The organism is Anaerolineales bacterium (assembly GCA_022866145.1).
GTDB lineage: Bacteria > Chloroflexota > Anaerolineae > Anaerolineales > E44-bin32 > PFL42.
In genome coordinates this window covers 1-10,916 of sequence record JALHUE010000221.1, presented here as the reverse complement: position 1 = coordinate 10,916, position 10,916 = coordinate 1, and the positions used below count along the sequence as shown (strand labels likewise).

Sequence of the window (10,916 nt, the reverse complement as noted above, 5' to 3'; positions counted from 1 at the left end):
TGGTCGGCGATCACGCGGTAGGGTGTGAGCAGGTCGAGGCGCTGCTTCGGGGTGTGGCCGGCGAGCTGCTGGATCCGGTCGAGGATCGGGGTGAACAGGTCGGTCTTGTAGTTGGAGTCGACCCCCTGCAGGACGGAGACCACCCGCTCAAATCCCATGCCGGTGTCGACATGCATGCTGGGCAGGGGCTCAAGTTGGGTTGGGCCGGAGCGGTTGTACTGGATGAACACCAGGTTCCACAGCTCCAAGAAGCGCTTGCAGTCGCCGTTGACCCGGCACACGTGGCCGGGGACGCCGGACAGATCGCAGTACTCAGGCCCGAGGTCGATATGGATCTCGCTGTCCGGCCCGCACGGGCCGGTGTCGGCCATCTCCCAGAAATTCTCCTTGCGGCCGAAGAACAGCAAGTGGGAGGCGTTGAAGCCGGGCTGCCGCGCCCAGATTTCTGCGGCCTCCTCGTCGATGGGGATCTGCCCCATCTCGTCCTGGAAGCAGGTCGTCCACAACCGATCCTTCTCCAGGCCCCAGACCTCGGTCAGCAATTCCCAGGCCCAGGGGATGGCCTCGGCCTTGTAGTAGTCCCCGAACGACCAGTTACCGAGCATTTCGAAGAAGGTGTGGTGCGAGTCGTCACGCCCGACGTCATCCAGATCGTTGTGCTTGCCGGCGACCCGCAGGCATTTCTGGCTGTCGGCCACGCGCGAGTACGGCCGCGTCCCCGATCCGAGGAACACATCCTTGAACTGCACCATGCCCGAGTTGGTGAAGAGCAGCGTTTGGTCGCCGCCTGGCACCAGGGACATGGATGGGACGATTGTGTGGCCGCGCTCCGCGAAGTAGTCCAGGAACCCCTTACGAATGGCGCGGCCCGACAGCTGGCTGTGGGTCGACATCCGGCCTCCGAGAACGTTGGAATGATACTACGCCATGGGAGGGGTCGCCGCTGAAGCCGGGGGGAGGCTGCCGCGGCTCAGGGCCAGCTGGGGCCCCGTCGCCGAACCCGACCAGGGGGAGGATGCCGGCCTGAAACCCGGGCTGTATAATGCGCCCATCCGGTTCCCGGCCGTGGTAGATTGGCGCCCGGGCCGAGGCGTCGGTCGGCCAGGCCGCCGCTCGAAGGGGCGGACTGGCGGAGGAAGCGATGGGTGCCCTGGGCATTCAGGAGCAGGTCGACCTGCTGATGCAGGGGACCGAGTACGGCGATGAGATCCTCAAGCAGGCCATGGCGGCTGAACTGAGGCAGCGCCTGCAGCTGGCCCAGGCCGAAGGCCGACCGCTGCGCGTCTACTGCGGATTCGATCCGCGCACCAGCGACCTTCACCTCGGCCATACCGTTCCGATGCGCAAGTTGCGACAGTTCCAGGAACTTGGCCACGAAGTCGTCTTCCTGATCGGGCGGTTCACTTCGCTGATTGGCGACCCGTCCGACAAAGACAAGCTGCGCCCCCAACTGACGCCCGAAGAGACGGCGCGCAACGCCGAGACCTACGCCCGGCAGGCGTTCAAGATCCTCGACCCGCAAGCCACCCGGATCGAGTACAACGACACCTGGCTGTCGAAGCTCGACTTCGCCGGCTTGATCCACCTGGCGTCCAACTTCACCCTGCAGCAATTCCTCACCCGCGAGAACTTCCGCAAGCGCTGGGAATCCGGTGATCCGATCTACCTGCACGAGACCTTCTATGCCCTGATGCAGGGCTATGATGCCTACAGCCTGCGGGCTGATGTCCAGGTCGGCGGCACCGACCAGCTGTTCAACATCGTGACCGCGGCCCGCAAGGTGATGGAGTTCATGGGTGCCAAGCCCAACGTCGGCATCATCCTGGGGATCCTGCCGGGCACCGATGGTGTGGTGAAGATGAGCAAGTCGCTCGGCAACCACATTCCGTTGAACACCAGCGCTGAAGACATGTACGGCAAGGTCATGAGCATCCCCGATGCGGCGATGGGGAGCTACGCCCGCCTCGTGACGCGCTGGGGACCGGCCGAGATCGCCGAGGCCGAGCGGGACCTCTCGGGCGGGCGGCTGCACCCACGCGATCTCAAGATGCGCCTGGCGAGGGAGATCGTGGCCATCTACTATGGCGAGGCCGAGGCCGCGCCGGCCGAGGCCGGCTTTCGGCGCGTCTTCCAGGAACAGCAGGTCCCGGAGGTCATGGCGGAGTTCCGGCTCCGGCCGGGGTTGGCGCTGGTGGATTTGCTGGTGGAGGCCGGGGTTGCTTCCACCCGCAGCGACGCCCGGCGGCTGATCGAGCAGCGCGGGGTTCGACTGGACGATCAGCTGCTCGAGGACTCAAAGGCGGTGCTGGAGGTGCCCCGGCCGGCCGTGCTCAAGGTGGGCAAGCGCCGCTTTCTCCGGCTGCTGCCGCCGGCCTAGCGCCCAGCGACGCCGGCACAGCGAGAGTTCGCTGCGTTCTCTACTCGCCCTCCGAGAAGGTTCGCCGCTCGATGCCGGCGAACCGGGAGGAAGGGGCATGCCGGGCTCGCGCGAGCCGGCCGGGAGGGATGCTCGGGGGCTGGATGCAGGGGCTAGCCTTTGATCACGGCCAGCGGCCGCAGGCGGGCGACCTTGGCGGCGATCCCGGCAGCGGTCACGACCTCCACCACGGCCTCGACATCCTTGTAGGCTTGCGGCGCCTCCTCGGCGAGGCCGGGAAGCGAACCGGTGCGAATCCGAATCCCCTTGTCCTCGAGGTCGTGGCGCAGCTGCTCACCGCGGATCGAGCGCTTCGCCTGCTTGCGGCTCATCACCCGCCCAGCACCGTGACAGCAAGACCCGAATGACAGCTCCATACTCCCGGTTGTTCCCAGCAGAACCCAGGAAGCGGTCCCCATGCTTCCAGGCACCAACACCGGCTGGCCGAGTGGCCGGTAGTGCTCCGGCAGATCGTGAAACCCCGGGCCAAAGGCGCGGGTCGCGCCCTTGCGGTGCACACACACTTCCAGCCGGCGACCCTCAACGGTGTGCTGCTCGATTTTGCCCATGTTGTGGGCGATGTCGTACACCTGGTGCAGCTGCCAACCGCGCAGGTGGCCGGCAAATACCTGCTCAAAAGAGCGGCGCACATGGTGCGCCAGAATCTGCCGGTTGGCAAAGGCGTAGTTAGCGGCACAAGCCATGGCCGAGAGGTATCGCTGGCCTTCCGGAGACCCGATGGGCGCGCAGACCAATTCCCGATCGGGGAGTTGGATGCCGTAGCGCTTGACGGCGGACTGCAGCTCGCGGACGTAGTCGGAGCAGATCTGATGGCCAAAGCCGCGGGAGCCGCAGTGGATCTGCACGGCCAGATTGCCCTGAACCAGGCCCATCGCCTGGGCTGCGGCCGGGTGGAACACCTCGTCGATGACCTCAACCTCAATGAAATGATTGCCTGCACCGAGGGTGCCGAGCTGCGGCCGGCCTCTCTCCTTGGCCCGTGGGCTGACGTGGGCCGGGTCAGCCCCGGCGATCCGGCCGGCTTCTTCTGTATTCGTCAGATCCTCGGCGGAGGCATAGCCCTGGCGGTGGGCCCAAGCAGCGCCGTCGCGGCATACCCGGTCCAGTTCGGATGCACCCAGCGCCAGGCTGCCTTTGACGCCCACTCCACTAGGGCAATTGGCATATAGCGCCGAAGCAAGCTCCGCCAGGTAGGGGCGGGCGGCCTCGGCCTCAATCTGACCGACGAGCAGCCGAACACCGCAGTTGATGTCGTACCCGATTGCCCCTGGCGAGACCACACCCTCGCTGACCAGGCTGGCTGCCACACCGCCGATCGGAAAGCCGTACCCCTGGTGGACATCCGGCATCACGCATACCTGACCGACCAGCCCGGGCAGCGTGGCGGCATTCACGGCCTGGTCGAGGGAGGCATCACCCAAGGCGCCTTCCAGCAGGCGGTCAGTGGCGAAGACCAGCACAGGGACGCGCATGTCCTCCCGGAAGCTGCGCGGCAACTCCCAGCGGTAGGGTGAGATACGACGAAAGTCCTGCTTGCTGGGCATCCCGGCCTGAGAGTCTACACGTCGAACACGATCGTGGCTTCGAGCCCGCTTCCGCCGGGGCGAATCTCCAGATCGTGAAAGGTCACCGCCTTGATCTCCTTGCCGATGTGTCGGATGGGCGCTGTCCAGGCCTCGCCTTCAAGGACGGTCGAATTGGTCACCCGAATGGTGTAGTCCTCCAGTAGGGTGTGCTCGGTCTCGGCTTGTGAGAGAATCTCCTCAAGCCAGGTGACGAGCAGGGTCTCGGCGTCGGGCGCGCACAAGTTCAGCGGGTGCAGGCCGCGGGGCCCGGCCTGGGTCTCTATGCCGGCCAGCTCAACCATTCCATTGGCGGCGTTGACCAGGAGTTCGGCCAGGTCGTGGCCATGGACTCTCAGGGCTACATCGGCAGTGTGATCGATCTCGCGGTAGGGTTCGAGTGCCACGATTCCAGTATAGTCGAAGCTCCCATGGGATAGTCATGCCCAACCCTTTATAATCCAGGAACCCTATGGCCGAAACCGTCTCCCGCATCCAGGCACGCCTCCAGCCTCGGCTTGAAATCATCCTGCCGCGGCTCGCCGGCCCGCGTCTCTCCGCCGCCGACCTGGCGCGGCAATTTGGGGACGAGATCCGTGCCGCCTCGCGCACCGATGCCCAGGGCCGGCGCTACGCGCCCGACCAGTACACGCTGAGCCTGTCATCGAAAGACCTGGCTCACGCCGAGAAGCCCATGGGTCCCGTGCAAGAGGAGCTCTCGGCTGCACTGGCCGAGGCGCTGCAGGCTTGCGGGTTCGTCCTGTTGCGCGCTCCCCACGTCACGATCGCCAGCGACCCGACCCTGCGGGAGAAGACGGCGCGCCTGATCACATGGCACAGCCGTGATCCGCTGCAGCTGACCGAGAACATGAACCTGGAACCGGCCGGCTCCGAAGACATCCCGACGGGCGCATTCCTGGTCGTCGAGGGCAGGCGCCACTTCCCGCTGAGGAAGTCCGTAGTCGCCATTGGCCGCAGCCCGGAGAACGACCTGCTCCTGGGCGACCCCCACGTCTCGCGGCGGCATGCCGAGCTGCGCGCCCGAGAAGGCCGCTACGTCCTGTTTGATCTGGACTCGACTACGGGGACTCGCGTCAACGGCCAGTTGGTGCGAGAGAAGACCCTCGAACCGGGAGATGTCATTGCGCTGGCCAATGTCGACTTGATCTATGGTGAGGACCCGGCTGGACCGCCAGACTTCGCGCCCCCGTACAAACCGCCATCCAAACCGCGCATGGACCTGGACACGATCACCCCGCTAGACCTGCGCATCCCGACCGACCTGGTCAGGCGCACGTCGAAGTTCAAGAAGCCTTCCGGCTAGTCATCCTCGCCTGGCTGCGGGGCACGCCAGGCAATCCCGTCCCCACGTATAATCCCCGCACAATGTCGACGTTCTCTGTCTGGGAAGCGCGCCTGCGCCGTCTGATCGAACAACACCTGCCGCGCTGGCTGGGTGCCTCCCAGCAGCCGGATAGGGTCCTCTCTCAGCTTCTCCTGGCGCTGGATCAGGGAGCAGTCCCCGTGCCCGGGGGCGCACCCTTGGCGCCCGATCACTTCCTGGTCTCGTTCCATCCCCAGGCTCTAGCCCAGATCGAGGGCAAGGTTTCAGGCCTGGAGGCCCACCTGGCGGACCTGGTGGTCGAAGCGGCGCGCAGCAAGGGTTTCTCGGCCCCGAACGGAGTTGCGTTGCGGGTTGTCGCCGATCCATCGGTACCTCCGGGCGAGTGCCGAGCGATAGCCTGGCACGGCCTGACAGCCATGGACGACACACTCACGGCCAGGGTGGAGAGTCTGCAGGCTGCGCAAGGGCCACCCGGGGCATTCGTGATCGTCAACGGCGAAACGCACATCCCGCTACGTCACCCGGTGATCTCGATCGGCCGCAAGTTGGCAAACGCCATCTGCCTCGACGGGGCGGACGTCTCCCGGGCCCATGCCCAAATTCGCGCCCGCGGCGGACGCTTTGTGCTCTTCGATCTGGCTTCGGCCAGCGGCTGCCGCGTGAACGGCCGGGTGGTGGGTGAGTGCCTGCTGCACTCGGGCGATGTCATCGAGATCGGCAGCTTCTCCCTGGTATACGGTGAGGATCCTGTCGAGGAGGGGGGCGCTAGCGGGGACTTCACCCCCCAGCTGCGCCCGGTGGCCGGCGACTCGCAGGAAAGCCCAGCTGCCACAGCGGACGGCGCATGAGCACGGCGGCGGCTTTTCTGCTGATCCGGCTGGCGCTATTTGGGCTGCTTTTCGCCTTCCTGACCGTGATCCTTGTCGAGCTGCGTCGCGGGCTGCGGCGCCAAATTTCCCCCGTCCCGGAAGTGCCGCAGGCCAGCCTGGTGGCGGATGAACCCTTCGAGGGACAGCCGGCTTTCACCCTGACGGGGTTGAACACCATCGGTCGGGCCCGCGACAACACGATCATCCTTGAGCATCCTTCGGTCTCCTCGTACCACGCCAGGTTGTCCTTTGGCTCAGGAAACTGGCTGCTCGAGGATCTGGGCTCTCGCAATGGCACTACAGTCAACGGCTTGGAACTGGAAGACCCGCTGGCGATCACGTACGGCGACCGGGTACAGTTCGGTGCGGTGCGCGTCCACCTGCAGGCTGGTGTCCAGGGGGTCGAGGGAGTTCCATAGCCTCCGGCCTCGTCTGTGGCCGAGCCGCGATCAGCTCATGCTGAATGAGCACCTCCAGTGGGCTGCATCCCAGAGGGGAGGAAGGCGTGACAATCGGCGACCATCCGGCTTTCGGTGTCATTGGGGGAACCGGCATCTATGAGATGGAAGGGATCACGATCCTCGATCGCCTCGAGCTGAACACCCCCTTCGGCCCCCCCAGCTCGCCCCTGGTCATTGGCGATCTGGCCGATCTCCAGATCGTCTTCCTGGCCCGGCACGGCCTAGGGCATAGCCTCCTTCCGAGCGAGGTCAACTACCGCGCCAACATCGCGGCCTTCAAGATGCTGGGGGTGGACCGCTTGGTGTCGATCAGCGCCTGCGGGTCCCTTCGCGTCGACTTCGCGCCCGGAGACATCGTGGTCCCCGACCAGCTCTTCGACTGGACTCACACGCGTGAGCGCTCCTTCTTTGGGGAGGGGCTTGTGGCGCATGTCAGTGCGCCTGCGCCGTTCTGCCCTGATCTCAGCCTGCGACTGGCCGAGAGTGCGGCACGGGCGGGGGCGCGCGTCCACGCCGGCGGAACCAGCATCACCATCGAAGGTCCGCGGTTCTCCACCCGTGCGGAATCGAATGTCTTCCGCTCCTGGGGGATGTCGCTCGTCGGGATGACCACTGCGCCGGAAGCCTTCCTGGCTCGCGAGGCGGAGATGTGCTACGCCGTGATGGCCCACGTCACGGACTACGATGTCTGGCACCTGGAAGAGACACCGGTCAGTGTCGGCATGGTGCTTGAAACCCTGAACGCCAACACTCGCCTTGCACAGGCGGCGCTGGTGGAGCTCGGGCGGTCCCTCGGAGGGGAGTGGACCTGTGCCTGCTCCGATGCATTGCACGACGCCTTCATCACCCGGCGCCAGTCCATCCCCCCCGAGACCCTGGCGCGGCTGAGACCGATCGTTGGTCGCTACTTCCCGTAGGACCGCCAGCCCCGCCGACCGGGTCGAGGCCCTCCTGCTTGGGTTGGCCTTCGTGTTCCTCGGGCTTGCCTGCCTGGCACTGACGCTGGCTCCAGCTGTCCGGCCTGGTGGCTCTGTGGCGGGCACCGCCGGATTCGCCCATTGGTCTGTCCTGCCGGTCTGGCTGCTGGCAGTCGGCGCAAGCCGGGCGGTGATGCGCCGCCGGCTGAGCCAGCGCGACCCAGTGCTCTATCCGGTAGCGATGCTGCTGGCCGGCTGGGGGGTGCTTCTCATATGGCGGCTGACGCCAGGGTTCGGCATCCGCCAGCTGGCCTGGCTCGGGCTCTCCACGATCGCCTTGTCGGGGCTGATGCTTCTGCCCCGCCGGCTGGGCTGGCTGCGGTCGTACCGGTACCTCTGGCTGGGGCTGGGGCTGCTGCTGACCGCACTCACCCTGGTCTTTGGGACACACCCCTCTGGCGGTTCGCCTCGGTTGTGGCTGGGATGCTGTGGGGTGTACTTCCAGCCGTCCGAGATGCTCCGCCTGCTCCTGGTGGTCTTTTTCGCCTCGTACCTCGCCGATCGCATCCAATTCGGCTGGCGCCGCGATCGCCCGTCGCTCGTGGCGACCCTGGCGCCGCTCCTGGCCGTCTGGGGATTGTCGACGCTGCTCGTGTTGGCGCAGCGAGACCTGGGCAGCGGGATGATGCTGCTCGCCCTGCTGACGGCGTTGTTGTACCTGGCTTCGGGACGTTGGGAAGTGATCCTCGTCAGCCTGCTGCTGGGAGCCGTCGGGGCGGGAGCGGCGGCAGCCACCTCGAGCGTTGTAGGGTTGCGGCTGGCCGCCTGGGTCAACCCCTGGCAGGACCCCCTGGGCGGTTCCTACCAGATCGTGCAGTCCTTGATCGCCCTGGCTTCCGGTGGGGTGCTCGGGAGCGGGCCCGGTCTGGGGGCGCCGGGCTTTGTCCCGGTGGCCCATTCGGATTTCATCTTTGCCTCGATTGCCGAAGAGTGGGGTTTGGGTGGAGCGGTCGGGTTGCTGGCCCTGATGGCCATCTTCGTCGGGCGCGGTCTGCGCATCGGAGCGGGTTCGCCTGATCCCTTCCACCAGATGCTTGCCGGCGGGCTGGCGGTAAATCTCGGGTTGCAGGCCATGTTCATTCTGGCCGGAGTGCTACGGGTGCTTCCCCTGACCGGAATCACGCTACCCTACGTCTCCTACGGGGGGACGTCCCTGCTGTCCAGCTTCCTCTCACTGGGTCTTCTGCTGGTCATGTCCAACGGTGCCGCCGGGGTCGTGCATCCGCGGCGGACGTTCGAGCGCGTGTTCTTCGGTTTCCAAGCTGCCTTCCTGGTTCTGGCCATGGCCGCGGGCTACTGGATGGTCATCCGCGCTCCAGCCATCCTCCGCCGGACCGACAACCTGCGTCGAGCGGTCGAAGAGCGCTACTCGCAGCGGGGCCGGATCCTGGATCGGAACGGTGTCGTGCTCGCCGATTCGGAGGGACTGCCCGGGGGTTTCGCACGCCAGTATCCGGCTGCGGCTGCGGCCAATGTGGTCGGATTCGATTCGCCCTCCTATGGCTTGATGGGCATGGAGCAATCGATGGATGGCGTGCTCAGGGGTGAGGAGGGCGCAAGGTTGCTGGAGCTGATGCAAAGCCAGGCGCTCTACGGCTATCCTCCTCCGGGCGCCGACGTGCGCCTGACGTTGGACCTTGCCCTGCAGACCGAGGCTACAAGTGCCCTGCTGGGCCAGCAGGGAGCGATCGTCGTGCTGGACCCGGCCACCGGAGACGTCCTCGCCATGGCCTCGTCCCCGAGCTTCAACCCTTCGACCCTGGAGGCCGATTGGGCGGGCATGCTCGCAAATCCGGGGGCGCCGCTCCTGAATCGAGCGGTTCAGTCGTCGTACCAACCCGGGACCGCCTTCGCTCCCTGGATGGTGGCCTGGGCCATCGAGCACCGAGATGCTAGGCTGGGGCAGATCATGTCCGACATCGAGGCGCCTTTTTCCCTGAATGGCCTGGAGCTGACTTGTGCCCGGCCCGCTCTGGGGGCTAGCCTGGGCCAGGCGCTGCAGGCGGGGTGCCCTGCCCCCCTGGCGGCGCTGGGCCGCCAGATGGGCGGGCAATCGGTCGAGGCAGCCGGGCTGGCGCTCGCCGGCGAGGGGACGCCGATAGACAGGTCGGGCGATCCCGGGACGCCGGAGGCAATGGAGATGACGGAAGCCTTGTCCGTCGGACAGGGCTGGCTGACCCTGACCCCGATCGCCATGGCCCGCGCTTGGGCCGCGACGGTAGGTGGTCCGCTTCCCCCCGTCCGGGTCGTGGACGCAGTCTCGGACGCACACGGGAATTGGCTGGCTTGGCCATTCGAGCAGGAGCAGCAGCCCGTCTTCAGTCCGGAGACTGCCCGCCTGATGTCGCGGACGCTGACGCAAACCGGAGACGCTGGCCCCTCCTTCTCGGGTGTGGCCATTGCCGGGGCCGACCAGGGTCGGGTGGCCTGGTACCTGGCGCGGGCTGGGGACGACTCGGCGCCAGTCGTCGCGGTCGTGTTGGAGCAGTCGGATCTCGAATCGGCCGAACAGGTTGGGGGCCGAGTCGTGAGGGCGGTGCGCAGGCTGGCCTCGCCGTGACCGACCCGCCGACCGGAAGAGGGATCCTATTTGAGCTCGGCCGGTCAGCGTCAAGCCGCCGGCCCAGCCCGAACGGTTGCGCGCCAGTGCCAGCGCGCAGTTGGTGGCGAGATGACCGATGTTTGAAGCCCTGACCCAACGCCCGCAGGCTGCTTTCTACCGACTGGCCCGAGGCGGGAGCCTCAAGCCCGCCGACATCGAGCAGGGTCTATGCCAAGTCCGCCTGGCGCTGCTCGAAGCCGACGTCCACTCCTAGGTCACGAAGGACCTTCTCGATCGGGTAAGACAGCCGGCGCCGGGGGAGCAGGTCGCTCGAGCGCTGAACCCCTCCCAACAAGGGGTCAAGATCCTGTACCGGGCGTTGGTCCCGACCCTGGGTGAGCCCGGGCGTCTCAGCCTGACTGGCAAGCCGCCGCGGGTGATCCTGCTGGTGGGTTTGCGGGGGTAAGGGAAGACGACCACCGCCGCGAAAGTGACTGCGCACCTGCGTTCGCCTGGGGATGGGCGACGCTCTTGGGCCGATCGAAAAACGCGAGGCTGTGATCTCGCGCCATCAGGCCGGAGTCCAGGCCGAACGCATGTATAGGGGTGAATTCACCCTGCAGGACTTCACGGCCTAGCTCAGCCAGGTGCCCAGCTTGGGATCGATTGACCAGTTGCTGGACATGATGCCCGGCGGCGCAGTGCCAGCTGGATCAGACGCTG

General features: G+C 66.4%; 10 protein-coding genes. 7 read left to right on the top strand and 3 right to left on the bottom strand.

Translation table 11 applies throughout. From position 1 onward, the window contains the following. The coding region (locus tag MUO23_07085; protein ID MCJ7512721.1) for an alanine--tRNA ligase-related protein at positions 1 to 893 on the bottom strand (893 nt) is incomplete at its 3' end. 248 nt (positions 894 to 1,141) lie between these two features. Between MUO23_07085 and tyrS the strand changes: the two genes are divergently transcribed. Next, positions 1,142 to 2,377 carry a tyrosine--tRNA ligase gene (tyrS, locus tag MUO23_07080; protein MCJ7512720.1) on the top strand — a complete coding sequence of 412 codons (1,236 nt, stop codon included), beginning with the start codon at positions 1,142 to 1,144 and terminating at the stop codon, positions 2,375 to 2,377. A gap of 152 nt (positions 2,378 to 2,529) precedes the next feature. On the opposite strand, the gene MUO23_07075 is transcribed toward tyrS, so the two are convergent. Both MUO23_07075 and MUO23_07070 read right to left on the bottom strand, forming a co-directional pair. Further along, the gene (locus tag MUO23_07075; protein MCJ7512719.1) at positions 2,530 to 3,981 is read right to left on the bottom strand and encodes an RtcB family protein; all 1,452 of its coding nucleotides are present in this window, start codon (positions 3,979 to 3,981) and stop codon (positions 2,530 to 2,532) included. A 14-nt stretch (positions 3,982 to 3,995) separates the two neighbouring features. Next, positions 3,996 to 4,406: an archease gene (locus MUO23_07070; protein MCJ7512718.1), complete on the bottom strand. Its 411-nt coding sequence runs from the start codon at positions 4,404 to 4,406 to the stop codon at positions 3,996 to 3,998. Positions 4,407 to 4,471: 65 nt separating this feature from the next. Here MUO23_07070 and MUO23_07065 point away from each other — a divergent pair, with 65 nt between their 5' ends. From MUO23_07065 to MUO23_07040, 6 genes are all read left to right on the top strand, one after another. Next, the gene (locus MUO23_07065) at positions 4,472 to 5,323 is read left to right on the top strand and encodes an FHA domain-containing protein (protein MCJ7512717.1); all 852 of its coding nucleotides are present in this window, start codon (positions 4,472 to 4,474) and stop codon (positions 5,321 to 5,323) included. A 62-nt stretch (positions 5,324 to 5,385) separates the two neighbouring features. Continuing rightward, on the top strand, positions 5,386 to 6,192 hold the full coding sequence (locus MUO23_07060) for a DUF3662 and FHA domain-containing protein (protein ID MCJ7512716.1): 807 nt from the start codon (positions 5,386 to 5,388) through the stop codon (positions 6,190 to 6,192). Beyond that, positions 6,189 to 6,632: an FHA domain-containing protein gene (locus tag MUO23_07055; GenBank protein ID MCJ7512715.1), complete on the top strand. Its 444-nt coding sequence runs from the start codon at positions 6,189 to 6,191 to the stop codon at positions 6,630 to 6,632. The genes MUO23_07060 and MUO23_07055 overlap by 4 nt, the downstream gene beginning before the upstream one ends. Before the next feature lie 86 nt (positions 6,633 to 6,718). Then, positions 6,719 to 7,591, top strand: coding sequence for an S-methyl-5'-thioadenosine phosphorylase (gene mtnP, locus MUO23_07050; GenBank protein ID MCJ7512714.1), 873 nt, complete (start codon positions 6,719 to 6,721; stop codon positions 7,589 to 7,591). Next, entirely contained in the window at positions 7,572 to 10,211 is a 2,640-nt protein-coding gene (locus tag MUO23_07045; GenBank protein ID MCJ7512713.1) for an FtsW/RodA/SpoVE family cell cycle protein, read from the top strand. The genes mtnP and MUO23_07045 overlap by 20 nt, the downstream gene beginning before the upstream one ends. A gap of 118 nt (positions 10,212 to 10,329) precedes the next feature. Continuing rightward, the gene (locus MUO23_07040; GenBank protein MCJ7512712.1) at positions 10,330 to 10,467 is read left to right on the top strand and encodes a hypothetical protein; all 138 of its coding nucleotides are present in this window, start codon (positions 10,330 to 10,332) and stop codon (positions 10,465 to 10,467) included. Positions 10,468 to 10,916: the final 449 nt, after the last annotated feature.

Bases quoted from the DNA above. Each gene is read 5' to 3' on its own strand.
- tyrS (MCJ7512720.1), top strand. From the start codon at position 1,142: ATGGGTGCCCTGGGCATTCAGGAGCAGGTCGACCTGCTGATGCAGGGG.
- MUO23_07075 (MCJ7512719.1), bottom strand. From the start codon at position 3,981: ATGCCCAGCAAGCAGGACTTTCGTCGTATCTCACCCTACCGCTGGGAG.
- MUO23_07065 (MCJ7512717.1), top strand. From the start codon at position 4,472: ATGGCCGAAACCGTCTCCCGCATCCAGGCACGCCTCCAGCCTCGGCTT.
- MUO23_07060 (MCJ7512716.1), top strand. From the start codon at position 5,386: ATGTCGACGTTCTCTGTCTGGGAAGCGCGCCTGCGCCGTCTGATCGAA.
- MUO23_07055 (MCJ7512715.1), top strand. From the start codon at position 6,189: ATGAGCACGGCGGCGGCTTTTCTGCTGATCCGGCTGGCGCTATTTGGG.
- MUO23_07040 (MCJ7512712.1), top strand. From the start codon at position 10,330: ATGTTTGAAGCCCTGACCCAACGCCCGCAGGCTGCTTTCTACCGACTG.